This window comes from Acetobacter oryzifermentans, assembly GCF_001628715.1.
In the GTDB taxonomy this organism is placed as follows: Bacteria; Pseudomonadota; Alphaproteobacteria; order Acetobacterales; family Acetobacteraceae; genus Acetobacter; species Acetobacter oryzifermentans.
The window spans coordinates 2,069,606-2,096,554 of record NZ_CP011120.1 but is presented as its reverse complement, the minus strand read 5'-3'; the positions used below and the strand labels follow the sequence as shown (position 1 = coordinate 2,096,554).

26 protein-coding genes, 1 tRNA gene and 1 other RNA gene are annotated in these 26,949 nt (G+C 54.6%); 5 read left to right on the top strand and 23 right to left on the bottom strand.

All coding sequences use genetic code 11. From position 1 onward, the window contains the following. Positions 1-60: 60 nt before the first annotated feature. Genes ftsA through mraZ form a run of 15 tightly spaced genes read right to left on the bottom strand, consistent with a single transcriptional unit; the run spans position 61 to position 17,952 of the window. Positions 61-1,497 (bottom strand): cell division protein FtsA, encoded by a 1,437-nt coding sequence (gene ftsA, locus WG31_RS09925; RefSeq protein ID WP_063354421.1) that lies wholly within the window; start codon positions 1,495-1,497, stop codon positions 61-63. Continuing rightward, entirely contained in the window at positions 1,490-2,446 is a 957-nt protein-coding gene (locus WG31_RS09920; RefSeq protein WP_063354420.1) for a cell division protein FtsQ/DivIB, read from the bottom strand. Before WG31_RS09920 ends, ftsA begins: the two co-directional genes overlap by 8 nt. Next, positions 2,443-3,381 carry a D-alanine--D-alanine ligase gene (locus tag WG31_RS09915; protein WP_063354419.1) on the bottom strand — a complete coding sequence of 313 codons (939 nt, stop codon included), beginning with the start codon at positions 3,379-3,381 and terminating at the stop codon, positions 2,443-2,445. Before WG31_RS09915 ends, WG31_RS09920 begins: the two co-directional genes overlap by 4 nt. Beyond that, entirely contained in the window at positions 3,378-4,322 is a 945-nt protein-coding gene (gene murB, locus WG31_RS09910; RefSeq protein WP_063354418.1) for a UDP-N-acetylmuramate dehydrogenase, read from the bottom strand. The genes WG31_RS09915 and murB overlap by 4 nt, the downstream gene beginning before the upstream one ends. After that, complete coding sequence (gene murC, locus WG31_RS09905; protein WP_063354417.1) at positions 4,319-5,752, bottom strand: UDP-N-acetylmuramate--L-alanine ligase; 1,434 nt, start codon at positions 5,750-5,752, stop codon at positions 4,319-4,321. Before murC ends, murB begins: the two co-directional genes overlap by 4 nt. Next, positions 5,749-6,897 (bottom strand): undecaprenyldiphospho-muramoylpentapeptide beta-N-acetylglucosaminyltransferase, encoded by a 1,149-nt coding sequence (gene murG / locus WG31_RS09900; RefSeq protein ID WP_063354416.1) that lies wholly within the window; start codon positions 6,895-6,897, stop codon positions 5,749-5,751. Before murG ends, murC begins: the two co-directional genes overlap by 4 nt. Then, positions 6,894-8,057, bottom strand: a complete 1,164-nt coding sequence (locus tag WG31_RS09895) for an FtsW/RodA/SpoVE family cell cycle protein (RefSeq protein ID WP_006117418.1) — start codon at positions 8,055-8,057, stop codon at positions 6,894-6,896. Before WG31_RS09895 ends, murG begins: the two co-directional genes overlap by 4 nt. Before the next feature lie 7 nt (positions 8,058-8,064). Beyond that, positions 8,065-9,480 carry a UDP-N-acetylmuramoyl-L-alanine--D-glutamate ligase gene (gene murD, locus WG31_RS09890; protein ID WP_063354415.1) on the bottom strand — a complete coding sequence of 472 codons (1,416 nt, stop codon included), beginning with the start codon at positions 9,478-9,480 and terminating at the stop codon, positions 8,065-8,067. Beyond that, the gene (gene mraY, locus WG31_RS09885) at positions 9,477-10,571 is read right to left on the bottom strand and encodes a phospho-N-acetylmuramoyl-pentapeptide-transferase (RefSeq protein ID WP_063354414.1); all 1,095 of its coding nucleotides are present in this window, start codon (positions 10,569-10,571) and stop codon (positions 9,477-9,479) included. The genes murD and mraY overlap by 4 nt, the downstream gene beginning before the upstream one ends. Continuing rightward, positions 10,571-11,956 (bottom strand): UDP-N-acetylmuramoyl-tripeptide--D-alanyl-D-alanine ligase, encoded by a 1,386-nt coding sequence (locus WG31_RS09880; RefSeq protein WP_063354413.1) that lies wholly within the window; start codon positions 11,954-11,956, stop codon positions 10,571-10,573. Before WG31_RS09880 ends, mraY begins: the two co-directional genes overlap by 1 nt. Next, positions 11,953-13,422: a UDP-N-acetylmuramoyl-L-alanyl-D-glutamate--2,6-diaminopimelate ligase gene (locus WG31_RS09875; RefSeq protein ID WP_063354412.1), complete on the bottom strand. Its 1,470-nt coding sequence runs from the start codon at positions 13,420-13,422 to the stop codon at positions 11,953-11,955. Before WG31_RS09875 ends, WG31_RS09880 begins: the two co-directional genes overlap by 4 nt. Continuing rightward, the gene (locus WG31_RS09870; RefSeq protein WP_063354411.1) at positions 13,419-15,437 is read right to left on the bottom strand and encodes a peptidoglycan D,D-transpeptidase FtsI family protein; all 2,019 of its coding nucleotides are present in this window, start codon (positions 15,435-15,437) and stop codon (positions 13,419-13,421) included. The genes WG31_RS09875 and WG31_RS09870 overlap by 4 nt, the downstream gene beginning before the upstream one ends. 31 nt (positions 15,438-15,468) lie before the next feature. After that, positions 15,469-16,458, bottom strand: coding sequence for a cell division protein FtsL (gene ftsL, locus WG31_RS09865; protein WP_063354410.1), 990 nt, complete (start codon positions 16,456-16,458; stop codon positions 15,469-15,471). Positions 16,459-16,462: 4 nt separating this feature from the next. After that, positions 16,463-17,470 (bottom strand): 16S rRNA (cytosine(1402)-N(4))-methyltransferase RsmH, encoded by a 1,008-nt coding sequence (rsmH, locus tag WG31_RS09860; protein ID WP_063354409.1) that lies wholly within the window; start codon positions 17,468-17,470, stop codon positions 16,463-16,465. Then, on the bottom strand, positions 17,467-17,952 hold the full coding sequence (gene mraZ, locus WG31_RS09855; protein WP_035351980.1) for a division/cell wall cluster transcriptional repressor MraZ: 486 nt from the start codon (positions 17,950-17,952) through the stop codon (positions 17,467-17,469). Before mraZ ends, rsmH begins: the two co-directional genes overlap by 4 nt. Between mraZ and WG31_RS15550 the strand changes: the two genes are divergently transcribed. Then, a complete protein-coding gene (locus WG31_RS15550; RefSeq protein ID WP_157884524.1) occupies positions 17,929-18,237 on the top strand; it encodes a hypothetical protein in 309 nt (102 codons plus the stop codon). The genes mraZ and WG31_RS15550 overlap by 24 nt on opposite strands. A 4-nt stretch (positions 18,238-18,241) precedes the next feature. On the opposite strand, the gene rnpB is transcribed toward WG31_RS15550, so the two are convergent. After that, positions 18,242-18,669, bottom strand: an RNA gene (gene rnpB / locus WG31_RS09850) — RNase P RNA component class A. 60 nt (positions 18,670-18,729) lie between these two features. Between rnpB and WG31_RS09845 the strand changes: the two genes are divergently transcribed. Then, positions 18,730-19,788: an alpha/beta hydrolase gene (locus tag WG31_RS09845; RefSeq protein ID WP_063354408.1), complete on the top strand. Its 1,059-nt coding sequence runs from the start codon at positions 18,730-18,732 to the stop codon at positions 19,786-19,788. 16 nt (positions 19,789-19,804) lie between these two features. Here WG31_RS09845 and WG31_RS09840 read toward each other — a convergent pair whose 3' ends face one another. After that, positions 19,805-20,254 carry a hypothetical protein gene (locus tag WG31_RS09840; protein ID WP_063354407.1) on the bottom strand — a complete coding sequence of 150 codons (450 nt, stop codon included), beginning with the start codon at positions 20,252-20,254 and terminating at the stop codon, positions 19,805-19,807. Continuing rightward, the gene (zwf, locus tag WG31_RS09835) at positions 20,251-21,885 is read right to left on the bottom strand and encodes a glucose-6-phosphate dehydrogenase (protein WP_082823189.1); all 1,635 of its coding nucleotides are present in this window, start codon (positions 21,883-21,885) and stop codon (positions 20,251-20,253) included. The genes WG31_RS09840 and zwf overlap by 4 nt, the downstream gene beginning before the upstream one ends. Before the next feature lie 96 nt (positions 21,886-21,981). Here zwf and WG31_RS09830 point away from each other — a divergent pair, with 96 nt between their 5' ends. Together WG31_RS09830 and WG31_RS09825 are read left to right on the top strand one after the other, a co-directional pair. Further along, positions 21,982-22,254, top strand: a complete 273-nt coding sequence (locus tag WG31_RS09830) for a DUF2312 domain-containing protein (protein ID WP_003623048.1) — start codon at positions 21,982-21,984, stop codon at positions 22,252-22,254. Between the two features lie 23 nt (positions 22,255-22,277). Further along, a complete protein-coding gene (locus WG31_RS09825; protein ID WP_063354406.1) occupies positions 22,278-22,931 on the top strand; it encodes a hypothetical protein in 654 nt (217 codons plus the stop codon). 3 nt (positions 22,932-22,934) lie between these two features. Here WG31_RS09825 and proB read toward each other — a convergent pair whose 3' ends face one another. From proB to rplU, 4 genes are all read right to left on the bottom strand, one after another. Then, a complete protein-coding gene (gene proB / locus WG31_RS09820) occupies positions 22,935-24,062 on the bottom strand; it encodes a glutamate 5-kinase (protein WP_006117403.1) in 1,128 nt (375 codons plus the stop codon). 54 nt (positions 24,063-24,116) lie between these two features. Beyond that, a complete protein-coding gene (gene obgE, locus WG31_RS09815; protein WP_006117402.1) occupies positions 24,117-25,136 on the bottom strand; it encodes a GTPase ObgE in 1,020 nt (339 codons plus the stop codon). A gap of 109 nt (positions 25,137-25,245) precedes the next feature. Next, positions 25,246-25,515: a 50S ribosomal protein L27 gene (gene rpmA, locus WG31_RS09810; protein WP_003623041.1), complete on the bottom strand. Its 270-nt coding sequence runs from the start codon at positions 25,513-25,515 to the stop codon at positions 25,246-25,248. Between the two features lie 47 nt (positions 25,516-25,562). Then, entirely contained in the window at positions 25,563-25,877 is a 315-nt protein-coding gene (rplU, locus tag WG31_RS09805; protein ID WP_026019364.1) for a 50S ribosomal protein L21, read from the bottom strand. 221 nt (positions 25,878-26,098) lie between these two features. On the opposite strand from rplU, the gene WG31_RS09800 reads away from it, so the two are divergent. Then, positions 26,099-26,188 (top strand) — tRNA-Ser (locus tag WG31_RS09800). Between the two features lie 29 nt (positions 26,189-26,217). Here WG31_RS09800 and WG31_RS09795 read toward each other — a convergent pair. After that, on the bottom strand, positions 26,218-26,838 hold the full coding sequence (locus tag WG31_RS09795; protein WP_006117400.1) for a recombinase family protein: 621 nt from the start codon (positions 26,836-26,838) through the stop codon (positions 26,218-26,220). Between the last annotated feature and the right edge of the window lie 111 nt (positions 26,839-26,949).

Genomic DNA, 26,949 nt, shown 5'->3' with positions numbered 1-26,949 from the left:
ACCGGTATATGCTTAGAGAAATAAGATTACATTCAGATTACCAAGAATTTGTAAGCTAAATCAAACCCTCTCTCGAATAAAAGCGACGAGTTTTTGTAAAAAGCCGGAAGGGGCTGCTTCCCGAAACTCCACGTCTCCAAAAGGACGTTCTGCGCTGGCAGCCCAGAACAGCAATCCAGCGGCTGTTGCAAAGCCAGCAGCAGCAGCAGTATTTTCGGGCAGCCCAATAATATGCTTAGGCCGCCCAAGGCGAACGGAGCGCGTAAACCCTGCCCCAGAAGGACGTCCAGAACTGACTGGCATGCCAAGTATGCGTTCTGCCATAGGGCGAATGCCATCTAGCAAGGATGCGCCGCCAGTTAACACAATGCGCCCACTGGCCGCAGTGCCAAGGCCTGCTCCATCCAGTTTTTCACGCACCAGTTCCAATGTTTCTTCTACGCGCGGGCGGATAATATGGCCGAGCTGTGCGCGTGAAACCTGCTCAAAATGCGGGACATCATTGCCCAAAAGTTCAACGGTAAGCACTTCATCTTCAACATCTGATGCCAGATCTGCGCTGCCGTAAAAGGTTTTCAGGCGCTCGGCATTTTCCAAGGAGGTGCTGAGCCCGCGTGCAATATCACGCGTAACATGCAGGCCGCCCACACCAATCTGAGCCGTATGCAGAATTTGCCCTTCACCAAACACCGCCAGAGATGTGGTGCCACCCCCCATATCCACTACGGTAGTGCCAAGGTCTCGCTCATCTGCATCCAGCACGGAAAGGCCAGAAGCGAGAGGAGACGAAACCAAGGCTTCCATTTTCAGTTCCGCACGGCTTAGCACAGTTTCCAGATTCATCAGTGCTGTGGTGGCCGCATCTATAATATGCAGGCGAGCTTTGAGCGTTTCGCACAAATGGCCCCGTGGGTCTGAAACGCCTTCCGTATCATCCACGGTAAAATCTATGGGGAGGGTATGAATAACTTCACGCCCCTGAACGGTGGCCTGAATACGGCCTTCCGTTACCACACGCCGAATATCTGCTTCTGTGACAACCCGGCCGCCAATAGGCCAGCGCACGTTAAACAGACGGCTGGCCGGATGCCCGCAGGAAAGATTAACCACCACCTTGTCAATCGGGCGCTCTGCCATGGTTTCGGCCTGCCCAACGGTGGCCCGAATGGCAGCTTCTGCTTCCTGCAATTCTGTAATGGCCCCATTACGCACACCAGCAGAACGCCGCCAGCCATAACCAACCACGCGTAAATTGCCGTTGGGCTCACCTTTGCCAATCAGACAGGTGATTTTGGTGGAACCAATGTCCAGAACAGCGGTGTAACCATTGCGCCATGTATGTGGCCGTTTGTTTTTCTCGCTAGGTGGCAAGGGGAGAGAGCTTTCCCCGCCACTCATCAGCAGGGAAGATCCAGTTGCCGCTGTCGTGCGCTTTTTATGCAGCCGATCAGAAAGACTAAATCCAGAGGAAGCGGGTGAACGCGTGGGGTCACTCATCTGGGTTTTCCTCCGGGTTATCTTTTTTTGCTTCTTTAGCTGCAGGGTGCACAGGATGCGAGACCGGTTTGGGAGCATCTGCCTTGTGCGGTGCAGAAGTATCTTGCGTGTTATTTCCTGCATCCGATGGTGGTGGAGATGCAGGTGGTTTTTCCTTAATGGTCAACCGGTCTGGCAGGCGCATATCTATCAGCAGCACGGGCCGATCCAACAGCCGTGTTGTAGCGTTGATTTTTGCCAGCCTGTGAATGGCCGGTGCTTCCTCGCCTTCTGGCAAAAGCACGGTTGCGCCATCACGCAGTGTAAGATTCCAACGCCTGTCACTGACACGTACAGCAGCCGTAACACGGGCTTTAATGTCTGGTTCTTGTGCTATAATATCAATCAGGTTGGCAGCGGATGTGTTTGCGCCATCCCCCACAACCAACGGCAATTTGGTAAAGGCTTCTGCATCCTTACCTGTCATGCCTTGGTCTGGCACACGGTTGCCTTGCTTATCTATCAGTTCAAAATGCCCTTGATGCTGCCAGACAGCATAGGGCAGGCGTTCGGTAATATGCACGTCAATTTCGCCAGAGAGATGGCGTTCTATGGTAACGTGATCAACAAAAGGCAGGGTATCCAGTTTTTCCCGTGCAGCGGAAACACTAAAATCTAGCACGGGGTCTCCAACTTCTACACCCAATGCATCCCGAATACTTTGCTCACTGGTGAGCTGCGCACCGTCAATATGAATGCTGGTAACGCGCAGGGCAGAGGTACCCAGCAGCTTATCGCGCAAAGGGGCGAGCTGTTCCTGCACAGCAGGAATTTTCAGGCTGATATATCCAGCACCACCCAGAACGGCCAGAAACAGCAGCCCGGTAATAGGCCGCAGCAAACGTTTTTGCCGCCTAAGAAAAAGCCCGATGCGAGAGGGCCTGTCAGCAGGAGATGGGGGCACCCTCATTGTCGGCAGGTAGCCTGTTCAACCAGCCACGCGCAAAGTTCCGGGTAGCTGATGCCACAATAGGCGGCCTGTTCGGGTAACAGGGAAGTTGCCGTCATACCCGGTTGCGTGTTGACCTCCAGCAGAATGAGGTGTGGCTGCTCCGGATTGGTATCATCCAACCGGAAATCAGAGCGCGATGCGCCAGAGCAGCCCAAAGCCTGATGAGCCTTTACAGCAACTTCCAGCGCAAGTTTGGCGCTAGAAGCATCAATTTGTGCAGGCAGAACGTGGGCAGAACCGCCGACCTGATATTTGGAATCATAGTCGTAAAAATCATGCCCCGTGCCGGTGGGGGTAATATCCGTAATGGTGAGAGCACGATCCCCCATAACACCTACGGTAATTTCACGGCCCGGAATAAAGGCTTCTACAAGGGCTTGTGGGCCAAAAGTCCAGTTTTTAACAATATCTGCCCGCGTGTTGGAACCCGTACGCACAATGGAAACCCCAACGGATGAGCCTTCATTGAGTGGTTTCACAACATATGGTGTGGGTAGGGGATCTGCATCGGCAAGGGTGGCAATATCTACCACCATCCCTTCGGCTACAGGCAATCCGGCAGTTTGGAAAATAGCACGGGCAGCAGCTTTATTCATGGCAGTGGCCGAGGCCCGAATACCCGAATGGGTATAGGGAATGCCCATCCAGTCCAGAATGCCTTGAATACAGCCATCCTCACCAAAACGACCATGTAGGGCGTTAAACACCACATCCGGCTTTTGTGTGTTCAGTGTTTCAACCAGTGCTGCCAGATCTGCTTGGGCATCCAACGTGCAAACATCATACCCTTTGCTGCGCAACGCTTCAGCCACACCTTGCCCGGAGGAAAGGCTGACTACGCGCTCGGAAGACATTCCGCCCATCAGTACGGTAACGCGTTTTGGTGCACTCATTTGGGGGAGGCCTCCGTTTTACCTAGCCGCTTGATTTCCCAGTGCAGGGAAACGCCAGAATTCTGGGCAACGCGTGTGCGCACGTCTTCCCCCAATTCCTCCAGATCGGTTGCTGTGGCATTGCCTAGATTGATGAGGAAATTGCAGTGTTTTTCACTTACCTGCGCATCTCCGTGGCGCAGCCCACGGCACCCTGCGGCGTCAATCAGTTCCCAAGCTTTACGAGCAGATGTTTCTGCATCTGGATTGCGGAAGGTGGAGCCCCCGGTGCGTGCTCGCACAGGCTGAGAAAGCTCACGCGCGGCGCGTACTTCTGCAATACGGTTGGCAACATCTTGCGCATTTGCTGGTGTGCCCCGCAAACGGGCACGAATAACAAATGCACCTTCCGGCAGGCCAGAGCGACGATAGCCAAACCGCAGGGCAGCGTTATCCAGCCGGATCAGGCTGCCGTCCCTCGTAATAATTTCGGCCCAATCCAGAACATTGGCGATGTCTGACCCATAAGCGCCTGCGTTCATCCGCACAGCTCCTCCAATGGAACCGGGAATGCCAGCCAGAAATTCCAGCCCAGAAAGCCCAGCCTGTGCAGCATGTTCGGCCACGGTGGCATCCAGACAGGCGCAGCCAGCTATAATGCCGTCAGCTTCTACCGTAATGTCAGCAAACCCACGCGCCATACGCACCACCACGCCTTCCAACCCACCATCACGGATGATGACGTTAGAGCAAGCTCCCAAAGCCGTTATGGGCAGTTCGGGGGAAAGGCGTTGCAAAACACCAGCCAGATCCTCGGCATCAGCAGGCTGAAACAGCCATTCTGCCGCCCCACCAACCCGAAACCACGTGCGTGGGCCCAAAGGTGCCTGTGGTGTTAGCCTTCCGCGCATATTGGCAAAAGCATGCTTGACCATATCTTGCATGGAGGCCGGATTGTTCATGCCGCGTTGCCACCCTTGTCTTCTGCCTGCAGGGCAGCAAGCTGGGCAGGTAGAGCCTGCGCCCAGTTGGTAATAGTGCCTGCGCCAAGGCACACAACATAATCCCCCGGTTTGGCGATGGCGTTGATCATTTCTGCCAAATGGTCTGGGCTGGACAATGGTACCACCGAACGGTGCCCACGTTCACGCAGGCCTTCAATCAGCTTGTCGCGGCTGGCATCGGGCAATGGGTCTTCACCCGCAGCGTACACATCTGACACAATCACGGTATCTGCATCATTCATGCAGGCGCAGAAATCTGAGAACAGGATTTTCAGGCGCGAATAGCGATGCGGCTGCATAACGGCAATAACATGGCTGGCACCAGCTTGCCGGGCAGCTTTCAGTACAGCGGCAATTTCAACAGGATGATGGCCGTAATCATCAATCACCGTAATGCCACCGGCTTCCCCCGTGCGGGTAAAGCGGCGTTTTACACCACGGAAACTGGCTAGGCCTGAACGGATGACGTCATCACTGATGTCCATTTCCGTTGCTACGGCAATGGCGGCCAGAGCGTTCTGCACATTGTGAGAACCCAGCATAGGCAGACGGAAGGGGCCAGCCTTGCGGGTGTGGCGGCTTACGCGATCTGTTAGCGTAACTTCGAACGTGGCGCCCAGTTTGTCAGTAATCAGTTTTTCTGCGCGCACATCGGCTTGTGGAGAGAACCCATAGGTGACAATCCGGTGGTCAGACAGGCGCGGGATCATCTGCTGCACGGCTGGGTGATCAATGCACAGCACGGCAAATCCGTAAAATGGCACGTTGGAAACAAACTGGTCGTAAGCTGCTTCCATTGCTTCGGGGGAGCCCCAATGGTCCAGATGTTCCGGGTCCATATTAGTAACAACCGAAATAACGGAAGGCAGGCGCAGGAAGGAGCCATCGCTCTCATCTGCCTCAACCACCATCCAGTCACCTTTCCCCATACGGGTATTGGTGCCGTAGGCTTCAATAATACCACCGTTAATAACTGTCGGGTCCAGCTTGGCGGCTTCCAGCACGGCAGCTACAAGGCTGGTGGTGGTGGTTTTGCCATGTGTGCCACCCACAGCAACAGACCAGCGCAGGCGCATGAGTTCAGCCAGCATTTCTGCCCGGCGTACAACCGGAATTAGCTTGGCGCGTGCGGCAACAACTTCCGGGTTATCGCGCTTAACAGCAGTGGAAATAACCACCACCTGTGCATCACCCAGATTTTCGGCTTTATGACCAATGGTTACAGGAATACCCGCAGCCCGCAGGCGTTTAACGTTAGCGTTTTCTGCAATATCCGAGCCCTGCACAGAATATCCCAACAGGCACAGCACCTCAGCAATGCCGGACATGCCAATGCCGCCAATACCGACAAAATGGATGGTTCCGATGGAAAGGGGGAGGGCTCTCATGCGCGTGTCTCCGTCTCGCTGGAGGTCGTCGGATGGGCGGGTGCAGGGGAAGGAGTGAAGCATTCTTCTACTATATCGGCCAAGCGGAGGGCAGCATCCGGGCGGGCAAGCGTGGCAGCGGCTTGGGCTGCCTGTGCCAGTTCATCCGGCGCGGTGAAAAGATCATTCAGGCGGCTGGCAAGGGCCGCAGAGGTGAAGTCTGGCTGGCGTATCATCCAGCCTGCTCCGGCATTGGTAATGGCGCGGGCATTTTCCGTTTGCTCATCGCTGGCGGCAATGGGCAAAGGCACCAGAATGGACGGGCGGCCCGCTGTTGTAATTTCTGCCACAGAAGAGCCGCCAGCACGCCCGATAACCAGATGGGCGGAGGCTAGAAGTTCGGGCACATCCTGCAAGAAGGATTCAACACGTGCCTGCACACCCATTTCTGCATATGCAGTGCGCACGGCATCCAGATCATCTTGCCGCGCCTGCTGTGTAATATGGATACGTTGGCGCAGGCCTTCCGGCAATTTGGCTATAGCGGCAGGCACAACCTGAGAGAAAATACGCGCCCCCAGAGAACCACCCCATACCAGTAGGTTAATATGGTCTGTTGGTGGCACCCATCCTTCACCCGCAAGGGCGGCAATGGCGGGGCGTACGGGCATACCTGTAAACACGGTACGCGCGCCAATAGGTAGCTTGGCAACGGAAGGGAAAGACGTAGCAATAACATCCGCAAAGCGGGAAAGAACCGCATTGGCATTACCCAACACAGCATTGCCCTCATGAATAATCAGGGCGGGGTGTTTACGCCCGATCAGCCGTGCGCCTAACAAAGGCGGCACGGAAGGATAGCCCCCAAAACCTACCACTACATCAGGCTTGATTTGTTGGAGAATGGCACGCGCTTTCCATGCACTTGCCAACAGGGTGACGCCTGCACGAATGGCACGGATTGGCCCACGCCCAGCCACACCAGCACCATTGAGAACATATTGCGGGCCACGGGCAAATACACCACTTTCCCGCTTACCAGCGCGCCCATCTGTCATAAGCACAAGGTGGTGGCCGCGTTCTGCCAATGTATCTGCCAGCGCTTCGGCCGGAAAGAAGTGTCCGCCAGTGCCGCCTGCGGCAATGACGATAGTACGTGAACTCATGCTGACCGCCATTGTCTGAGTGTGGTTACAAAACTATTGCCAGCCAGGGAACGCCCCTGTTGTTGCCGTGTAAGAGCAAGCACCATGCCGATAGCCAACGCAACAGACATGGCAGAAGACCCACCATAGGAAATAAATGGCAGTGTCATGCCCTTGGTGGGAATAAGATGCAAGGAAGAAGCCATGTTCACAAACGCTTGCAGGCCAAAGCCTGTCACCAAGCCAGATGTGGCAATCACAACAAATGGATCGTCCTCACGGATCAGCCGCAGCAGGGTGCGCACCACAATCACGCCAAATACGCAGATAATGAGCATGCACACAACCAGCCCGTATTCTTCCCCCGCCACAGCAAACACAAAGTCTGCATGGGCATCTGGCAGCAGATCTTTTACGCGGCCTTCACCGGGGCCACGGCCTAGTAGGCCACCATTGCCAAAGGCGCGCAGGGCGGTATCAATCTGGTAGTGGTCCCCCACGCCGGGGTGCATAAAGCGCTCAACGCGGGAACGCACATGCGGGAAGATGAAAAACGCAGCAATACCGGCGGCAATCATGCAGCCAAAACCAAATGCAACCAGAATGAGGTTGAGGCCATCTACAAAAAGCTGCACCAGAAACACGGCCGTAATAACCGTAAGCATGCCAATGTCTGGCTGAGATTTCAGCAGCAGCATAATCAACCCATATAGGGCAAAGGCAATAAGCATACCGGGAAAGTAGCGTGAAACACGGCGCTGCGTCAGCAGCCAGCCTGTAACAACGGCAAAGCAGGGCTTTAAAAACTCGGATGGCTGGAGAGACATCATGGGCAGGGCAATCCAGCGCCGCGCCCCTTTAATTTCTATGCCATGCACAAGGGTAAGTGCTGTTGCCCCTAGCATAAGCATGCCGCCTATTATGGAAAGGCGCAGCACAGCCTTGCGGGAGAGCATGGAAATGCCCACCACGATAACCCCCGCAATGCCTAAAAACATCACCTGCTTGAAAATGAACATATTGCGCGATGCGCCAATACGCACGGCCACAGCAGGGCTGGCGGCCAGCATAAGGATGTAGCCAAAACCAATAAGGATGAAGGTGCAGATCAGAGTTGTCCGGTCTACATTCCGCCACCAGCGGCCAAACGGGGAATCATCGGTGCGGGAAGAACCGGCCATCAGTCTCTCACTGCTCTGTCATGCCCGCATGCCGGGCGCAAACCTCATCTGCCAGTTCCTGAAAGCGCAGGCCACGTGCCTCAAACCCAGAAAACTGATCAAAGCTGGCGCAGGCGGGTGAAAGCAGCACAACAGGCGTATGCGTAAGGTGCGCTTCCGTATAAGCCGCAGGCACGGCGTTTTCCAGTGTTTCTGCCATAGTAAAAGGCACGTTGTGTTCTTTTAGTGTTTGGGCCAGTTGCGGAGCATCCCGCCCGATCAGGAATGTATGTGCAATATGCGGGAAATAGGGCGTGAGAGAGGCAATGCCGCCTTCTTTTGCCGTGCCGCCTGCAATCCACACCAGTTTTTCATAACACCCCAAGGCGCGTGAGGCTGCATCTGCATTGGTGGCTTTGCTGTCATCCACAAAATCCACCCCGTTGCAGGAAGCTACAAGCTTTTGCCGGTGTGGAAGGCCGGGAAAGGAGGCTACAGCCTGCGCAATGGTTGCATCTGGCACATCCAGAAAGCGCGCTATTGCAATAGCAGCAGCGGCATTTTCTGCATTATGGGCACCGGGAAGGCTTAGCCCGGTTTGTGCTATACATGTGCTGTGGTGCCATATGGCGCCATCCTTGCCGTAGTAAGAACAGGCCGGATTGGTGCCAGAAATGGTTTCACACTTGGCAGGTCCATGTTCCAGCTCTGCTGCAATGGTGCGGCACCATGTATCATCCATGCCAACAACAGCCAGATCCTTGCCTGTCTGGCCGGTGAACACCCGCTTTTTGGCTTGAGCGTAGCCATCCATGCCTACGTGACGGTCTAGGTGATCTGGCGTCAGGTTCAGTAAACATGCGGCATCAAAGCGCAGGGTATCCAGCCGTTCCAGCATGTAGGACGACATTTCCAGCACATATACGCCGCTATCCGGTAGCAAAGGCAGGGCAAGGGCGGCTGGCCCCAGGTTGCCACCAGCGGCTACGGGCAGTTTGGCTTCTGTCAGAATATGGGCCAGCAAAGTGGTGGTGGTGGATTTGCCGTTGGTGCCTGTAATGCCAACAAAACGGGCTTTGCTGCCAGATTTGCGCACAGCCCGATAAAGCAGTTCCGCATCGGAAAGAATGGGAATGCCCGCTTCCTTGGCCATAAGGGCAATAGGGTGTGGCTTGGGTAAGACGTGTGGAATGCCGGGGGAAAGAATAAGTGCTTCAAACCCATTTAGGCTTTCAAACGGCTTGCACTGAATACGCGTGGCAACGTTTGGCGCAAGAGTGGAAAGTGCTTTTGCCAGCCCTTTGCGTCCACCTTCACCATCATCCCATACCTGTACGGTGGCACCTGTGCTTGCCAGCATAAGCACTGCTGGCAAGCCATTTTTGCCAAGCCCGAAAACAGCAAAGCGTTGCCCGGAAAACAGGGAGGGTGAAAAGCCGTTCATCTTAGTTTCAGCGTGGCCAGACCACACAGCCCCAGAACAATGGAGACAATCCAGAACCGGATGACAATTTTGGGTTCTGCCCACCCTTTTTTCTCAAAATGGTGGTGGAAAGGGGCCATAAGAAACACACGCCGACCTGTGCGTTTGTACCAAAACACCTGAATGACCACAGAAAGTGTTTCCGCCACAAACAGGCCACCCACAATGCACAGCACCAGTTCATGCTTGATAGCTACGGCTAGGGAACCCAGTGCACCACCAAGGGAAAGAGAGCCTGTATCCCCCATAAAGACCGAGGCCGGAGGGGCGTTAAACCACAAAAACCCAAGGCCAGCCCCCACAAGAGCGGCGCAGAATACGGCCAGTTCCCCCGTACCGGGCACGGCGTGGATTTGCAGGTAATCAGCAAAAACGTGGTTGCCGACCAGATAGGAAAGAATGGCAAACACTAAGGAAGCCACAATAACGGGGCCAATAGCCAGCCCATCCAGCCCATCGGTAAAGTTAACCGCATTGCCAAAGCCGGTAATCACGATCATGGCGAACGCAGGGTAGAGAATACCCATCGGCAGCAGAAGGTCTTTTACAAACGGAAAAGCCAGATGGTTTGCCAGTTCTGGTGGCATAAGATATTGCAGCCATAACCCGCAGATAAGCGAGATACCAAATTCTCCACCAAGCCGGGCGCGTTTGGAAAGACCATCCGTGTTGCGGCGCGCAAGTTTGCGGTAATCATCTGCAAACCCAATGGCGCCAAAACCCAGCGTGGTGAGCATAACGGCCCACACAAACCCGTTTTCCAGATCTCCCCAAATCAGCATGGAGATCACCAGAGAAATCAAAATAAGGACCCCCCCCATTGTGGGCGTGCCGGTTTTTTCCAGAATGTGGCGTTCAGGGCCAACGGCGCGAATGGGCTGACCTTCGCGTTGGATACGGCGCAGCATTCTAATAAGCGGGCGGCCAAGAAGCAGGCTGATGCCAAGGGCTGTCATACACGCACACCCCGCGCGGAACGTGATGTAGCGCAGCAGGTTCAGGATTGTGATGTGTCCATCATGCGCAGCGTGAGAAATTAGCATATACAGCATTAGGCACACTCCACTGCGGGAAGTGCGTTGAGTGCTGCAATAATATCACGCATGCGGCTCCCTAAACTGCCTTTCACCAACACGGCGTCTCCTTTGCGCAAAGCCGCGCAGACATGAGGAGCAAGTAAAGCAGCGCTTTCTGCCCATGCGCCCTGCTTAGAGGGCGGAAGGGCATCAAAAAGGGTTTTCATGTAGGATCCGCAGCAAAAAACGAGGTCAGCAGCACTGGCTGTAGGGGCAGCAAGCGCTTGATGTTCGGAAATGGAAAATTCACCCAGTTCACGCATATCGCCCAGAACGGCAATACGGCGCGTGGCAGGAATATGGCGCACAACATCCAAAGCAGCCCGGATGGAAGCCGCTGAGGCATTGTAACTTTCATCCAGCAGCGTAATGGCCCCACCGGCAATTTTGGTGAGGGCACCACGACCGTTGCCCGGACGGAAAGCTGCCAATGCGGCTGCGGCTTTTGCAACATCTGCACCTAGGGCGGCACAAGCTGCGAGTGCCACAACGGCGTTGCGGGCCAGATGAGTGCCGGGGGCGGGAAGGTGGACGTTGAAAGTTTTGCCCAAAATGGAAACATCAAAGTGCGAGCCATCAGCACCAGTTTGCAAATGGCTCAGATGTGCAGTGCTTTGAGGGTTTACACCACAGGGCCACAAAACAGCCTGCGCTTTTACTGCTGCTGCTGTAAAAAACGGTGTGCCGTGCGCATCATCCGGCACAATGGCAATACCGCCTGCGGGCAGTGCGGTAATAATGGAGGCTTTTTCTGCTGCAATAGCATCCAGACTGCCCATATGGCCCAGATGCGCTGAGCCAATGGTGGTGATAACGGCCACATTTGGCTGCACCATTTTGGCAAGCGGAAGAATTTCTCCCGGATGGTTCATGCCAATTTCACTGATACAGAAAGCAGCCTCTCGCGGTAGGCGCGCAAGGGTAAGAGGCACGCCCCAATGGTTGTTGTAGGAGGCCTCGGCCGCATGTGTCAGGCCAGAAGGTGCCAAGCAAAGGCGCAGCATTTCCTTGGTGGTGGTTTTACCCACGCTGCCCGTTACGGCTACAACTTTACCCTTAAAGCGCGTCCGTGCGGCCAGTGCCAGTTTTTGAAGGCCCAGCATGGTATCAGATACCAGCAGAATACGCGGGTCTGTTAACCCTTCGGCTGAATGAGCCAGAACGGCCGCGGCACCTTTTTCTAGCGCTGTAGCAATGTGCGCATGGCCATCGCTGTTGTCGCCTTTGAGGGCAATAAACAGGTCTCCGGGGGCAAGGGAACGTGTATCAATTGAAATGCCGGTAACGGAAACAGGAGCATTTCCTAAAAACGTTCCACCCGTTGCGGTTTCCAGTTCTTCGCGCGTCCACAAAAGGCTCATGGATGGCCCGCCAGTGTGCGCAACACGGCGGCATCATCAAACGGTAAAATGGTATTGCCTATAATTTGTCCCTGTTCGTGACCTTTGCCGGCCACAACCAGTACGTCGTCTGCTTTAAGCATGGAAAGAGCTTCTGCTATTGCCTGTTTTCTATCTGCAATTTCCAGCGCTTGCGGAGCGCCGGTTTTTATATCTGCACGAATGGAGGCCGGGTTTTCTGTGCGCGGGTTGTCATCTGTAATAATGGCAATATCCGCACCTTTTACGGCTTCCTGCCCCATAAGAGGGCGCTTGCCACTATCGCGGTCTCCGCCTGCGCCCAAAACAACAATCAGTTTGCCGCGTGCGTGGGGGCGTAAAGATGCCAAAAGCCGTGCCAGTGCATCTGGCGTATGGGCGTAATCCACATAGGCGCAGGCTCCGTTGGGCAGCACTGTTGCGCGTTCCAGACGTCCCCGCACCCCTTTAAGATGGGGCAGAAGGGGGAGAATACGCGCAATTTCGGCATTATCCTGTGCGGCCAAGGCTACAGCCAGCAATACGTTGTCTGCCTGAAAGCGGCCCGGAATAGGCAGCAGAACCGTGCTCGTGCGGCCATCGTGTTCAATGGTCAATTCCTGCCCGGCGGGGAGAGCGTTATGTGCTACAAGGCGGAGTGTTGTGCCGTGCTCTCCAACCAGCCTTAACCGTAGGTTCCGCCGTGCGGCAATGGCACGGATGGCTTGGAGCGTTTGTGCATCCATATCGGCATTGGCAGCCGCAATGGCATGTTCTGGCAAAAGGGTATCAAACAGCTTCAATTTGGCTGTGCGATAGGCCTCTATGGTCAGATGATAATCAAGGTGATCACGTGTTAGATTGGTAAAACCCGCTGCGGCAAGATGTAAACCATCTAGCCGCCCTTGTTCCAACCCGTGGGATGAGGCTTCCAGCGCCACATGCTGAAAGCCAGCTTGAGTAAGCGCTGCCAGCCCATTGGCAAGGGCAACCGAATCTGGCGTGGTAAGTGCTGGAAATGAAATGGAAGTTTCTTCCGCCCCGGTAAGGCCAAGCGTGCCAATGGCAGCGGCCTTAAAGCCCTGCAACGCCCAGATCTGGCGCATAAAATCCGCAGTGCTGGTTTTGCCATTTGTGCCAGTAATAGCTACCAGATGCTGTGGCTGCGGCCCCGCCAGAACAGCCGCCATAAGCGCCAGTGCGTGGCGTGGGTTAGATGCCAGAACCAGCGGGCAGGCGGGTACATCAGTCGGCCATTGTGTATCTGCGGGTGCCAAAACTGCTGCTGCACCATTTTGCACGGCAGTTGCGATAAAGGCCCGGCCATCGGCTTTTACACCCGGCAACGCGGCAAAAAGCGTGCCCGGTTTTACCTGCCGACTGTCCGCTGTAATGGAAGAAATTTCAGGATTTCCGGGCAGAGCCGGAAGCCCTACAGCAGCAAGAAGGGTGGAAAGAGGAAGGCTCATTCGTCCATAACCTCCGCAGCCGCTTTTTTGCGTTCAGCCATAGCACGTTTAAGGGCTTCTTTTTCTGCCTTGTGTTCGGCTTCCGCTTTACGCGGGTCTCCCGGATCGTTCCCAGGGCCAAGTGGCCTTACGCCACGCGGCACTGCAGGGTGCAGGGGCAGAGCCATTTGCGCATCAATTTGCTCAGCATGCTCTGTATCTGGAAAAATCTGGAGCATGGGGCCAATGCGTGAAACAATTTTGGAAACAGTAGGTGCCGCGTTCCAGCCTGCTGTGGTCCAGCCGTGGGTTTGGGGTGTGGGTTTGGGGCTATCCAGCATAACATACACAGCATAATGCGGTGAGTTCATGGGGAAAATGCCTGTAAAAGCCGAGATATTGACGTGCTTCAGGTAGCCACCATGTGGGCCAATTTTTTCTGCCGTGCCGGTTTTACCGCCCACAAAATACCCCGGAGATTCCGCAGTGCGCCCTGTGCCGTGGGTAACATCCAGCCGTAAAAGACGACGCAGAAGGCTGGATACTTTTTCGGAAAGAATACGCGGGCCTGCGGGCGTAACTGGGGCATCTGCTCCGCTGCTTTGAGTATCATCTTCCACGCTTTGCTCAAGCGCTGCATTTTGAATGCCGCTGGCAAATTGCGGGCTTATGCCGGGCGCGCTGACTGTGGCATTGGCTGGGTCTTCCTTATCCAGCAAAGTAGGCGTTACCAGAATACCGCCATTAACCGTAGCCGCTGTGCCACGCACAATAGCCAATGGGGGTTCTGCCACGCCATGCCCGAACCCAACTGTCATAACCGTGGCAATACCCCATTGATGTGGCACCAATGGGCGTGCAGCTTCTGGCAGTTCCACCGGAACGGGGGAGAAAAACCCCATGGAACGCAGCCATTCGGACTGTTTTTTGCCCCCAACATCCAACGCGATATGTGCGGCTGCCGGGTTGGAGGAATAAGCCATCACCTCGGGCAATGTCAGCCACGGAGAGAAATGGTCACTCTTCATATCGCGGATAGTAAAGCGTCCGATATGCAACGGTACGGATGAAAACCGATCCCAAATATGGATAGTGCCTGTTTCCAGCCCCATAGCCGTTGTTTGCAGCTTAAAGGTAGACCCCGGTTCGTACAAACCAGTAACCGCACGGTTAAAGCGCTCATCATTAGTGGCATGGGCAAAATTATTGGCATCAAAGTCAGGCAGACTGACCATGGCGATAATTTCACCGGTGCGCACATCCATCACAATGCCACATGCCCCAATGGCTTGGAATGTCTGCATGGCATTTGCCACTTCTTCACGCACAGCAGACTGAACACGAATATCCAGTGAGAGATGGAGCGGGCGATGATCAGAAAGCAGGCGCTTATCAAAGTATTTTTCAATCCCAGCCACGCCGTGATCGTCAATATCAACAGTGCCCATAATCTGGGCGGCCATGCGGCCTAACGGGTAATGCCGCCTTTCACCCGGTTCGAAATAGATGCCCGGAATGCCAAGGTTATTGATGGCCAGTTCCTGTTGGGGCGAAATATTACGTGCGATGTAAACAAACTGCTTGGGGCGGGAAAGGCGATCAGCGGTTTCCTGCTCATCTATATCCTTCAGGATAGACTTTAGCTTGTGCGCAACATCCTTGGGGTCGATCAGCTCTTGCGGGTTTGCATAAACCTGCGCAACAGGCAGAGAAAGCGCCAAGGTTTGGCCGTTGCGATCCACAATGGAAGCACGGTGTACTTGCGGCAGAGAGAAATCACCAGCAAGGCTGCCCTTGGGGTCAATTTTAGGAATTTCAGGAACCTGTGGCGCAATCTGCCGCTTTTCTGGCGTCATGGGGTGAACGACGGTTGCAATAGTAAGCTTAATGGCGACAACGGCAAAAATCAGGCAAAAACCGCCAGCAACACCCAAAAGCCTTACATGCATTTGGTCCCGATGTGCGCGGGCGCGCAAATCGTCCCCCGTAACACCTACTGTACGCGTTGGTTCGGGGTCATTGGGGGAGACAGACATGTCAGGTCAGAAAGGCCTTTAACCACAAAAATCAGTTGGCAACCGGAACCGGAGCCGGCAGCGCATCACCACCGCGGCTGAGCAAAGAACCGCTGCTATAGCCGGAAGTCGCGCGCGCTTCCATATAGCTGGAAGGTGCCGAAGATGCGCGATGCGGGCGTGTAGCATGCCAGCTAGCCGCTGCAACTGGCAGAGGATGGCGGATTGGCGCCGTATCATCATCCGAAGCTTGTGCAACGTGCCGAATGGCAGGGGATGCCGCATGGGTAAGGCTGTGGCGAACCGGGGCTACAGGTGCATCGTCATCCACGTTGGTGGAGGCAACAGCCTGCGGGCGCGGTGTTTCTACAGCCATGTGGTGCACAGGGTGCGAAGGTACGGCGGGCTCGGTTGTTTGTGCAACACGCACTGGTGCAGCTACGGGTTCAGGCGCAGTATGAGGGTGATCATGATGTAAGGTAGGTACATGCAGAACAGGTGCGGCATCAGCTACAGATGTTGCGCGTGGACGAGGGGCAGGTTCCGCTGCAACATGCGGTACATCAGCCACAATAGTTGGTGCGGCCACGGGGCGCGCCTGATGGGGAACTGCCGGTGGTGTTACGTGCGCAGGGCGTGCATCAGCCACAACAGCCGGTGCGTGCACTGTGGGCGCAATAACTGGCGGGGGGGCAACATTGGTTGATTTGTCTGCAACCAATGCCGGTGCAGGCGGCTGGGCATCTTTTACAACCGCAGGCAGGTGGCTTTCCAAATCAGCCATACGTACAAACTGCGTAGGGTTCATGGTCTGTAACCCAGCCTCATGCCGCGCCACAAGCTGGGCCAAGCGTTCAGGCTGGTTTTCCAAAGCCCATTCCGTGCGCAGGATGGATGTTTGTGTGCGAACGTGCTCCGTTTCCTTCACGATCTGCGAAATTTGCTGATCGAGAAGGGTGGTCTGGTGCTTCTTTGTGTAAAGGAAAAAGCCAGATGCAATCGCCAGAACCGCACAGCAGCATGTAAATGGACGGGGGATCATGGACTTAGCCCTTTTTTACGGAAGCAGGGGTTGAAGCACGTTTCATGACAGCGCGCAGCCGTGCACTTCTGGCGCGCGGATTATAGCTACATTCGGTATCGGTGGGCCGCCGCGCTTTGTGTGTAAGGGCCACAAAATCGGCTTCTGGCGCTGGGGTGCCTGCGGCGCGAGGATCATAGCGTGAAAAGCTTTTATCCTTGCCCGTGGCATGCTGCACCATACGTTTGGCGATACGGTCTTCCAGTGAATGGAAGGAAACAACAACCAGTCGTCCACCAGGTGCCAGCATATCCAGCGCCTGTTCAAGCCCGCGCTCAATTTCGCCCAGTTCATCATTCACGGCAATGCGCAGGCCCTGAAAGGCGCGCGTAGCGGAATCTATGCCGGAACGATCTTTGGGAATAACAGAGCGTACAAGATTGGCCAGTTGTGTTGTGGTTTCAAAAGGCATTTCCGAACGTGCGTTTACAACAGCGCGGGCAAGACGGCGTGCGTGGCGCTCTTCTCCATAAAAATGGAAAATATCTGCCAGTTCTGCTTCCGGTGCCTTGTTGACGATATCTGCGGCTGATGGCCCGGATTTTTCCATGCGCATATCCAACGGGCCTTCCATACGGAAGGAAAAGCCGCGGTCAGCTTCATCCAACTGAAAGGAGGAGACGCCCAAGTCCAGCACAATGCCATCGAACGTGGAAATGCCTGCGGCACTGGCAAGCGCCTGCATGTTGCCAAAGCTGCCTTGCAACATATGGAGGCGAGATGTGCCATTGGCGGCAGGGAAATGACGGCTGAGTGCTTGCCCGCGCGCAATTGCGTCCGGGTCACGGTCAATACCCCAGACATTGCAATCTGCGCTTTTTAGAATGGCAGAGCTGTAGCCGCCTCCACCAAACGTGCAATCCAGAATACGCTCACCATCTGCGGGATAAAGATATTCCAGAACTTCTGGCAACATAACGGGAATATGGCCCTGAGCCGTTTCAGGGGGTGTAAAGGCAGAAAGAGCGTTCATGCATTGCGCCCTTTTGAATCTGCCCCACCTGTAGCCGGAATGCTAACGCGGCGTGAACGCTGGCGTGCTTCTACCCGGCGCTGCTGCGCGGCCTGAGGTTCCCATATCTGAAAGATACGACCAACGCCCATAAAGGCAGCCGTGGGACTATCTGCCAGCCCGGCATGATCACGTAAAAATTCGGGTAAAATAATGCGGCCTTCACGATCGGGGTCTATGGGGTAAGCATCAGCATATAGGGCAGCCGCCAGATCATCATGCTCATCAGAAAACATGTCCAGCCGATCAAGCGGTTCGGTCAGGCGTGCAAAAGCCACGGCAGGCCATGCCTCAACACAGGGCAGGGTATGGGAGGGGCGGAGAATCATCAGCGCGTCACCTTCCGTCTGCTGCGTTTTGAGTACTGAACGGAACCCGGCAGGAATCGAAATACGCCCCTTGGCGTCGAATCGATTTTCATGCGTGCCGAGAAATACGCCCACGTACGTCAGAAGCCTTTGCAGAATCAGCCTTTCCGTTCGCAATTCAGCGGGGAACAGAACCGCCTTCACCACACTTGTGGTTTGGTATGGGATAGCATGGGATGTTATGGGACGCAAATTAAAATGACAGAAAAAACAGCAGAAAACCGCCATTATTTAAGTATTCATGCAGAAAAGATTTCTGACGCGAATGTATTGATTTTGTGGCGGCAAACAAAAGATTGCCGTTTTCTGTTCTTTTTATGTTCTATTTTTGATGAAAAAACCGGGATGAATACAGATTAAAGAGAGTGTCAGGTGGTCTGTAAGCCGGGTTCTGTCCACCTCTGTAAAGAGGCTGGACGGTCATTCGTCTAGGGCGTGTTTTGCAACATGCCTCTCGCAACCAACCCGAACAGCAGGGCGGAAGAACCCCCGAAACCACAAGGGTTTCTGCTGTTCCTATTCGGTTTTGCTCCCGGTGGGGTTTACCGTGCCTCCTCTGTTACCAGCGGAGCGGTGCGCTCTTACCGCACCGTTTCACCCTTACCTTCAGCCTGTCCCATAAAATCCCATAAGGATTTTACAAAGTCAGACCCGGAAGGCGGTCTGTTTTCTGTGGCACTTTCCCTAAGGTTACCCTCGCCGGCCGTTAGCCGGCACCGTTCTTCCGTGGAGCCCGGACTTTCCTCTCTCCTACCCGTTAAAGAGCAGGACAGCGACCGCCCAACCACCTGACGGAGCGCACCCTGCGTCGGGCTTGCGTTCAGGTCAAGCCGCAACTGATGTTATGAAGGCATGACGATGCAGAAAATTGCCGGTAATCAGGTAGCTATGTCTGATTTTTCTGATGTGCCTCAAAACTCTGTGCCCGCACGGCCCAATCTTCCATCTCGGCTTTTGCTGCGCTGTATCACATGGCAGGAGCAGCTTAAGCGGAAGTATGCGGGCAAAGATGCGTCTGAAGCAGACAGGCCCCATAATGTAGCGCAGGAAATGGCTGCGTTTCTTGTGCGGTTGCGCAAGGCTATGGATACGCCTTCCTTCCCGCTACGTCTTTCATCTGTGCCGATGCGAAGGGTCGTGACATTATCTATCCCCGGTGCTGCGGGGCCTATGCGGGCGCGCCTTTTTATTCCCTATGGGCGGGTAAGGGGCGCGTTGCTGTACCTGCATGGCGGGGGGTTTGTGCACTGTGGGTTGAATTCCCATTACGGTATTTGCTGCCGCTTGGCGCGGGCTTCTGGGGCGGCTGTGCTCTTGCCCGATTATCGCTTAGCGCCAGAGCATCCTTTTCCCGCTGCTATTGATGACAGTCAGGCTGCTTTGCAGTGGCTTGCTGGTGCTTCTGCCCGGTATTGGGGGGGTAAAGTTGCCGTTGCGGGGGATAGTGCTGGTGGAAATCTGGCTGCTGTTTTGGCACAGGATGGGCGCGCGGGGCTGGGGCCCAAACCTGTTATACAGTTGTTGTATTATCCATCCTTATACGGAGAGAAGCTTTTTCCATCTCACCGCACTTACGAGAAAGGATATTTTCTCTCCCGCAGGTCCATGCAGTGGTATGGAGATCAGTATATTCAAAAGGAAGAAGACTGGCTGCATCCACGTTTTGCGCCGGGCTTAAACCGAGATTTACAAGGCTTACCGCCAGCCGTTATTATTACAGCCGAATGTGATCCAATGCGTGATGAGGGCACGGCCTATGCGCAGGCTTTGGAGCGGGCGGGAGTTAAAGTGATATATCACTGTTACCCCGGTGCCCTGCATGCGTTTCTGAACTTTTACGCCTTTATGCCGCATGGCAAGGCAGCCTTACGCTTGGGAGGTAAGGCGCTGAAGAAAGCCTTTGCCGCATAAAATTAGCCTTAGTGCGTTATGGAATGGGGTGAAAAACCCCCGGTGACCCCTGATCCGAATAAACAATGCGGTTCAGCCTATCTACACGCAACGTAAACAGTTTAGGCAAATCATCTTTCGGGCCGGGGCAAGTGCCGGAATGCTTTTCCATAACATCAATACGTGATGCCGTGGGCGCATCATTTCCGTTCACTACAAACAGCAGACAATCCGGCCGATCATGCGTCATGCCATTATGGGTGACCTTCAGGCGCAGGTGCTGCACCAAGGCTGTATCATCAAACCAGCTTGCGGGTTTGAAGGTGTAGGAATCCACCAGTCGATCCAGCGTGCCGGTTTTGGCCAACAGAATCATCATTAAAGAAAGCGGCAGAACGATTGCCAGCCGACGCAGGATATGTTGGCGCAGCGTGCGTTTTGCAAATGGCCCGCGGCCAGTCATTTTTTTGGAGGAGGGTGTGTTCATGTCAGCATATCTTCGTGCCAAAGGGCGCCATCACGCGCTAGAAGTGCACGCGTGGTTGGAGGGCCCCAGCTTCCGGCGGGGTAGGGTTCCAGCGGCGTAAGAGCGTAGCGCCAGGAGTCCAGAATAGGCTCTACCCATTTCCACGAGGCCTCAACTTCATCGCGCCGGATAAAAAGGGCAGGGTCTCCTCTTACAGCGTCTAGCAGTAGGCGCTCGTAGGAATCCTGATACTGCACAGAAAATTCGTTTTCGTAAGACATATGCAATGTGGCGTTGCGCACTCTAAACCCACCTGCTCCGGGGTCTCGCGCTGCCAGAACAAGTGAGAGTTCTTCATGCGGGGCAATGCGGATAACCAACCGGCCGGGAGAGGGCATGTTGGTAAAAATAGGCCAAACCTGCGGGCGGAACTGGATTACAATTTCTGTGGTTTTTGTAGCCAACCGTTTGCCTGTGCGCAGGTAAAAAGGCGTATCACCCCAGCGGGCCGTACGAATTTTGGTGCGAATGGCTACAAATGTTTCGGTATCACTAGGGCGGCCCGTTTTCAGATCATCCACGTAGTCCGGAACATCTTCCCCTTTTACGCGGCCCGCTGTGTATTGCCCACGGATAACATTTTTACGCACCATATCCGGTGTCATGGGGCGCAGGGCGTTAAGCACTTTCAGCTTTTCATTCCGCAGATCATCTGCGCGCAGAGAGGCTGGGGCATCCATGGCAACCATGCACAGAACCTGCAAAAGGTGGTTCTGCACCATATCTCGTAATGCGCCGGATTTATCGTAGTAGGAGCCGCGGTCTCCCACGCCCACTGTTTCTGCTGCGGTAATCTGCACATGAGCGATCGCTTGGGAAGACCATAACTGTTCCAGAGCAGGGTTGGCAAAGCGTAGGGCCAGAATATTCTGCACGCCTTCTTTACCCAGATAATGGTCAATCCGATAAATGGCATCTTCAGAAAAGTAGCGGCCCACACCTTCATTGATCTCATTGGCAGATTGTAGGTCTGTGCCAATGGGTTTTTCCAGCACAACCCGTGTGTGCTGAGTGATCAGGTTATGGTGGGAAAGCCCAGCGCAAATGGCGGAATACAGCGCCGGTGCCGTGGCAAAATAGAAAACCCGCGTGCGTTCTGGGTTAGGGAGCGTGGCGCTGAGTTCCGGCCAGTGAGAGGCATCCTGCGTGGCATCAAGGTACACATAGGTCAAAAGCCCCAGAAACTGGTTCAGCGTTTCTGTGTCTTTGGCAATATCGGGGGCAAATTCGTGCAAAGTGGCGCTGCACAAATTACGGAACTGCTCAGTGGTGAGTTCAGACCTCGCCGTGCAGATAATCCGTGCTTCCTCATCAAATTCGCGGGCATGGAAGCGGCGCAAAAATGCAGGCAGCAGTTTTCGGCGTGTCAGATCACCTGTCGCGCCAAAGATAACAAAGTCAAAAGGTTCCGTGCGGTTCACAAGAGCCATGATGCAGGGTTCTCGCTGGTCAGCCGGAGGGGGGTGCCCGCCGTAAAAAAGTCGTGGTTTGCGGGCAAAATGCCCAGAACAAGAACAAGGTGCTGTGCTTATGGAAGGCCGCCCGTGTGTTTGCAAGGGGTTCTGATGTGCTGCATCATTGACCACATACACGTGGCGCGATAAGCCCGCGCTTCACTATCTGGCAATGTTAGCAGCTTCTGCCTGCGCAGTGTTGGGTGTTTGTATATAAATTTAGGAGGCCGAAGCATGGATGGCGAACGCATTTCCGGGGATGAAGATGCAGCTGTTGGCGGTATTGCCGCAGATCGGCTGAGAAGCATTATTGAGCGTGTTGAACGCTTGGAAGAAGAGCGCAAAGCTCTGGCTGGAGATATCAAGGATATCTTTACAGAAGCAAAGTCTGCCGGGTTTGATGTAAAGGTTATTCGCCAGATCATCCGCCTGCGTAAGCAGGAACCTGCTGAAGTAGAAGAGCAGGAAACACTGCTGGATATCTACCGTCGCGCATTGGGTATGTAAAAGGCTAGTCGGGTCTATTTCCCATGATGTCTCTGTCTTTTCCTGATTGGATGCCTGTTTGGGGCCAGCTTCTGGTTCTGGCTTTTGGCGTGTTGTTCGGGCTTGCTTTCATGATGATGCCTTTTGCCGTGTTTGGGGTAAAAGGGCGGTTGGGTGAGATTTCTCTCCAGTTGGAAGAAATTCAGGCCGAATTGCGTGCGCAGGCCGTGCGGGGTGCTCCTGCGTATCAGGAGCCAGCTTTGTCTGTTGTGGCAGAGCGGGACGGCAGAACATCACCCGGCGTGGTGGTGGAAGAGGTGCGTCCGCCGGAGGTGAAAAAACCTTCTGCGGCACCTCGTGCAGTGCCAGTTTTTCCCGAACTGCGGACACCGAAGGTTTCTGATGCGTATGAAGCGCGAGAAGAAGCCCCACCAACACCGCATCTTGCGCCAGACCCGGCAAAGCCAGTGGTGCGCCGCATGCCGTGGCACGAGCCAGAATCTCCACCAGCGGAAACTGGTGCAGAAATCTTGCGTCGGCAGCGTGCGCCAGATGCTAATCAGCCACCGTACCGGCCTGATTTTTCACATGAGGCTCCGCAGCCCAACCCATCTGTTCAGATGCCGCGTATTGACGAGCATACTGGCCGTGCAGAACCTGTGCTGAACTGGCCCAGAAAAAATCCGGCAAACGATTAAGTTTTAGATCATGACGAGGTCATCACGATGGATGATCTCGTCTCGTCCATGCCATCCCAGAATATCTGTAAGTTCGGTAGAACGATGGCCTGCAATGCGCCGGGCGTCATCTGCATCGTAGGCAGCAAGCCCATGTGCCAGCACGATGCCATCAGTATTGATAATTTCTACCAGATCACCCTGAGAGAAATCGCCTTTTACGCCAAGCACGCCTGCTGGTAAAAGGGATTTACCTTGTTGCAGAGCGGTTACGGCACCATCATCCACCATAATCTCACCTGCGGGTGTTAGGCTGCCTGCAATCCATTGCTTGCGGGCTGTATGGGGGCAATCCTGCGGCAAAAACCATGAGCAGCGCCCACCTTCCAGTAAAGAGCGGAGCGGGTGGGATGTTTTCCCTAAAGCAATAGCCATGGCGCAGCCTGAGCGCGTTGCAATACCCGCTGCCAATAGTTTGGTGCGCATACCTCCGGAAGAATAACCCGGAGGCGGTTCACCCCCCATGGCCTCAATTTCTGGGGTAAGAGTTTCAATCACGGGCAAATGCTGTGCATCGGGGTTTGTGCGCGGGTCTGCTGTGTACAGGCCATCAATATCAGAAAGGAGCACAAGCTGATCCGAGTCCGTCATTTGTGCAACGCGGGCTGCCAGTCTGTCATTATCGCCAAAACGGATTTCGGCAGTGGCAACGGTATCGTTCTCGTTAATGACGGGAACACATCCCATTTCCAGCAGAGTGTTCAGCGTTGCGCGGGCATTCAAGTAGCGCTTGCGGTCTTCCGTGTCTTCCGGGGTTAGCAAAAGCTGGGCGGCAACAAGACCGTGGGCTGAAAGGGCATTGCTCCATGCTTGTGCGAGGCTAATCTGCCCCACAGCCGCTGCCGCCTGCTTTTCTGCCAAGCGGAGTGCGCCGCCAGCCAGCCCCAATGTGTGCCGGGCAAGCGCAATAGCGCCAGAGGATACAACGGTAACAGCTGTACCCTGTTTGCGCAGATATGCAATATCGGCAGCCACACTGGCTAACCATTCCTGACGTGGGGCCTGTTTTTCTGGGTCCACCACCAGCGCGCTACCTATTTTAACAACAAGCCGTTTGGCATTGGTAAGGGAGGGGCTGGTGTATCCGGTCATGGATCAGTTCCGTAAAAGGAAAGGGGCTAGAGGGGCCTGCTTGTAGCTAAGTGTTCAGGCGGGGTTTTTATCCGCGTTCTTGCGGGTTTCGGTCACCTGATTCTGGAGCATGCGCAAAAGTTCTGGCACGCCCTGATGGGTTGCAGCAGAAATTAACACGACCGGTGCGCCACTGGCTTTTTCCAGCGCAGCACGCCGGGAAGAAGCTTCCCGCGGGGTCATGGCATCCATTTTATTGAGTGCGATAATTTCCGGCTTTTCTGCTAGCCCGCCATCATAAGCGGCAAGTTCATGCCGTATGGTGCGCCATGCATCTACAACGCTACCAGCGGCACCATCTATAAGGTGCAGCAGCACGGCGCAGCGTTCAACATGGCCTAGAAAACGGTCTCCAAGCCCAGTGCCTTCATGCGCACCTTCAATAAGGCCGGGAATATCCGCTACAACAAACTCTTCCGTCATGGAAAGGCGCACAACGCCAAGCTGGGGGTGCAGGGTTGTAAAAGGATAATCTGCAATTTTAGGTTTTGCAGCAGAAACAACAGAAAGAAATGTAGATTTGCCAGCATTGGGCAAGCCAACAAGGCCCACATCTGCAATCAGCTTCAGGCGCAGCCAAACCCAGCGCTCTTCACCCGGCCAGCCTTTATCAGACCGACGAGGGGCGCGGTTGGTGCTGCTCTTGAAATGCGCATTGCCGTAGCCGCCATCCCCCCCGCGGCAAAGGGTAATGCGTTTACCGGCTTCGTTGAGATCCGCCAGCAAGGTGACGCGGTCATCATCCATAATCTGAGTGCCAATCGGCACCTTGATGATAACAGGAGAGGCCGCAGCCCCTGTGCGGTCAGACCCGGCACCGTTGCCGCCTTTGCGTGCACGGAAATGCTGCGTGTAGCGAAAATCGATAAGGGTGTTCAGGTTAGGTACGGCTTCAAAAATAACATCGCCACCACGCCCGCCATTCCCACCATCGGGGCCGCCGAATTCAATATATTTTTCCCGCCGGAAGGCTGTCACGCCATCTCCGCCATCTCCTGAGCGGACGTAGATTTTTGCCTGATCCAGAAACTTCATGACATACCTTACTCAAGTCCAGAACGCGAAAAAGGGCCGATCCTGAGGACCGGCCCCTGTTCCTGCTCCGGCCACACGGGAAAACGTGCGGTGGAAAAACCCGAACTACTTATTCAGCAGCGGCAGGCAGCGCATCCACAGAAACGTGTACGCGGCCTTCTGCGCGGCGTTCGAAGCGAACATTGCCGTTAATCAGTGCAAACAGGGTGTGGTCTTTGCCAACACCAACGTTTACGCCAGCTTTCACCTTCGTGCCACGCTGGCGCACGATGATGTTGCCAGCAATAACCTGCTCGCCACCAAATTTCTTGACGCCAAGGCGGCGTCCGGCGCTATCGCGCCCGTTACGGGATGAACCGCCAGCTTTTTTTTGTGCCATGACCTAAGTCCTCCGTGGTCTTAACCAGCTTAATACCCTGTGCGGGATTAAGCTGCGTTGATTTCCTGAATGCGCAGAACGGTAACCGGCTGGCGATGACCATTTTTACGGCGGCTGTTCTGCCGACGGCGCTTCTTGAAGATGATGACCTTCTTGAGGCGGTCTTGAGCGATAACGGTTGCCGTTACCTTTGCGCCGGCCACGGTGGGGGCACCAATCTGGCTGCCGCTTTCGCCACCAACGGCCAGAACTTCATCAAATGTAACGGTTGCGCCGGCTTCAACTTCCAGCTTTTCAACCTTCAGCACCATGTTGGGTTCAACCCGGTACTGCTTGCCGCCGGTGCGGATAACTGCGTACATAAACTGTCTCTTCCGATCTCTGGATTCTCGCGGTACCTTGTTAGATACAGGCGAAAATTCTGGTCGCTTTTTCTTCTTTGGCTGCACAATACGCGCAGCATGGTTCCATCTGTGTGGATTAGGGCGGCTTTTTAAGCGGTGAGGGTAGGGCGCGTCAATAGAAATATGGAGTTCACGTACTTGCATGGGCTAGAAAAGCGTGTCTATAAGCTCGCGATATAGGAGAGATGCCGGAGCGGTCGAACGGGGCGGTCTCGAAAACCGTTGTGCAAGCAATTGTACCGAGGGTTCGAATCCCTCTCTCTCCGCCATTTGATATATCCCATGACAGTCCATAGTTCTACGTTATCGGGGTCTTTCCACCCCTTCTACCATAATGGCGATGGCTGTCTTTACTACGCGCTATCCGTGATGCTGTGCTCTCGCTTATCGCAAAGGCGAGGGCAATGGATTTTAGAGGTTCTCCTCTTTGCCTGCGATCAATGATGGCGCGTCTTTGTGCATCGGTAATTTTGGTGGGGCGTCCCATACGCTTACCTAACGCCTGAGCGCGTGCACGTCCTTCTGAGGTGCGTGTCCGGATCAGGTCACGTTCCACATCGGCCAAGCCACCAAGGACTGCAAGCATAAGCCGACCTGTACTTGTGCTGGTATCAGTCCAGGGTTCAGCCAGAGAGTAAAAAAGAGCCTTGCGTTCGGAAATAGTTTTAACAATTGAGAACAAGTCGAATGTACTACGTGCCAGACGATCCAGACGGGTGACGACTACGGTCTGGCCTGGTTTGAGATTTTTGAGAAGTTTTCTTAATTCGGAACGATCGGCATCGGCTCCGCTTGCCTTCTCGCGATAAATACCGCGACATCCAAATTCCTTGAGTGTTTTTAATTGAAGTTCGAGAGTCTGCCCGATTGTGCTGACACGGGCATATCCCACTTTACGGCGTGTAGTCTCTGATTTCATTCAATCTTAAACACATAAAAACACTCAAAGGTTTCTTGTAAAACTCTTGAATTACGCAAGAGCAGAATTCCTACTCTCGCCATGTAAAATAGTCACAGAAACGCCTACACC

What these genes read in the sequence shown, in the direction of transcription:
- rplU (WP_026019364.1), bottom strand. Translation starts at nt 25,877, where the DNA reads ATGTACGCAGTTATCCGCACCGGCGGCAAGCAGTACCGGGTTGAACCC.
- obgE (WP_006117402.1), bottom strand. Translation starts at nt 25,136, where the DNA reads ATGAAGTTTCTGGATCAGGCAAAAATCTACGTCCGCTCAGGAGATGGC.
- WG31_RS09875 (WP_063354412.1), bottom strand. Translation starts at nt 13,422, where the DNA reads ATGAGCCTTCCTCTTTCCACCCTTCTTGCTGCTGTAGGGCTTCCGGCT.
- WG31_RS09920 (WP_063354420.1), bottom strand. Translation starts at nt 2,446, where the DNA reads ATGAGGGTGCCCCCATCTCCTGCTGACAGGCCCTCTCGCATCGGGCTT.
- proB (WP_006117403.1), bottom strand. Translation starts at nt 24,062, where the DNA reads ATGACCGGATACACCAGCCCCTCCCTTACCAATGCCAAACGGCTTGTT.
- WG31_RS15550 (WP_157884524.1), top strand. Translation starts at nt 17,929, where the DNA reads ATGCGTGCCGAGAAATACGCCCACGTACGTCAGAAGCCTTTGCAGAAT.
- rsmH (WP_063354409.1), bottom strand. Translation starts at nt 17,470, where the DNA reads ATGAACGCTCTTTCTGCCTTTACACCCCCTGAAACGGCTCAGGGCCAT.
- murG (WP_063354416.1), bottom strand. Translation starts at nt 6,897, where the DNA reads ATGAGTTCACGTACTATCGTCATTGCCGCAGGCGGCACTGGCGGACAC.
- WG31_RS09870 (WP_063354411.1), bottom strand. Translation starts at nt 15,437, where the DNA reads ATGTCTGTCTCCCCCAATGACCCCGAACCAACGCGTACAGTAGGTGTT.
- ftsL (WP_063354410.1), bottom strand. Translation starts at nt 16,458, where the DNA reads ATGATCCCCCGTCCATTTACATGCTGCTGTGCGGTTCTGGCGATTGCA.
- ftsA (WP_063354421.1), bottom strand. Translation starts at nt 1,497, where the DNA reads ATGAGTGACCCCACGCGTTCACCCGCTTCCTCTGGATTTAGTCTTTCT.
- murD (WP_063354415.1), bottom strand. Translation starts at nt 9,480, where the DNA reads ATGAACGGCTTTTCACCCTCCCTGTTTTCCGGGCAACGCTTTGCTGTT.
- WG31_RS09915 (WP_063354419.1), bottom strand. Translation starts at nt 3,381, where the DNA reads ATGAGTGCACCAAAACGCGTTACCGTACTGATGGGCGGAATGTCTTCC.
- WG31_RS09795 (WP_006117400.1), bottom strand. Translation starts at nt 26,838, where the DNA reads ATGAAATCAGAGACTACACGCCGTAAAGTGGGATATGCCCGTGTCAGC.
- WG31_RS09830 (WP_003623048.1), top strand. Translation starts at nt 21,982, where the DNA reads ATGGATGGCGAACGCATTTCCGGGGATGAAGATGCAGCTGTTGGCGGT.
- rpmA (WP_003623041.1), bottom strand. Translation starts at nt 25,515, where the DNA reads ATGGCACAAAAAAAAGCTGGCGGTTCATCCCGTAACGGGCGCGATAGC.
- murC (WP_063354417.1), bottom strand. Translation starts at nt 5,752, where the DNA reads ATGAGAGCCCTCCCCCTTTCCATCGGAACCATCCATTTTGTCGGTATT.
- WG31_RS09845 (WP_063354408.1), top strand. Translation starts at nt 18,730, where the DNA reads ATGACGATGCAGAAAATTGCCGGTAATCAGGTAGCTATGTCTGATTTT.
- WG31_RS09825 (WP_063354406.1), top strand. Translation starts at nt 22,278, where the DNA reads ATGATGTCTCTGTCTTTTCCTGATTGGATGCCTGTTTGGGGCCAGCTT.
- WG31_RS09895 (WP_006117418.1), bottom strand. Translation starts at nt 8,057, where the DNA reads ATGGCCGGTTCTTCCCGCACCGATGATTCCCCGTTTGGCCGCTGGTGG.
- mraY (WP_063354414.1), bottom strand. Translation starts at nt 10,571, where the DNA reads ATGCTGTATATGCTAATTTCTCACGCTGCGCATGATGGACACATCACA.
- WG31_RS09840 (WP_063354407.1), bottom strand. Translation starts at nt 20,254, where the DNA reads ATGAACACACCCTCCTCCAAAAAAATGACTGGCCGCGGGCCATTTGCA.
- murB (WP_063354418.1), bottom strand. Translation starts at nt 4,322, where the DNA reads ATGAACAATCCGGCCTCCATGCAAGATATGGTCAAGCATGCTTTTGCC.
- WG31_RS09880 (WP_063354413.1), bottom strand. Translation starts at nt 11,956, where the DNA reads ATGAGCCTTTTGTGGACGCGCGAAGAACTGGAAACCGCAACGGGTGGA.